General features: G+C 76.6%; 1 protein-coding gene. It reads right to left on the bottom strand.

From position 1 onward, the window contains the following. Positions 1-415, bottom strand: a 415-nt coding sequence (locus B7767_RS31765; RefSeq protein ID WP_143652734.1) for a Gfo/Idh/MocA family protein, incomplete at both ends; no start/stop codon positions are given.

Below are 415 nucleotides of genomic sequence, written 5' to 3'. Positions count from 1 at the left end.
TTCCCCCGCCGCCACTCAGAGGCGGCGAAGGGATTGCCGTCGGAGGTGAACACCGCCCCGAGCCACTGCGCGCGCCCGGTGAACCAGCCGCCCACGCGCGCCTGCTCGGTGATCCACGCCTCCGGCCCCGGCTGGAAGCGGGTGGTGAAGAAGACCACGGACGCGACCCCCGCCTCCTCGGCCGCCTCGACCACCGCGCGCCCCTGCGCGACGGTCGGCGCGAGCGGCTTGTCGAGCAGCAGATGGCATCCGGCCCGTGCCGCGCGCACCGCCAGTTCCGCCTGCACCGCGGGCGGCAGCGCGACGGCGACGGCGTCCACGTCGGCGAAGAGCGCGTCGACGTCGGCGTACGCCCGGGTGCCGTGCAGACCGGCCAGATGCTCGGCGGCGTCGGGCCGGCGGCCCCACACGCCGA

This window comes from Streptomyces sp. 13-12-16 (assembly GCF_002114215.1).
Lineage (GTDB): Bacteria > Actinomycetota > Actinomycetes > Streptomycetales > Streptomycetaceae > Streptomyces.
Note: the sequence above shows the minus strand (reverse complement) of the source record. Positions and strands in the feature narration are given on the sequence as shown.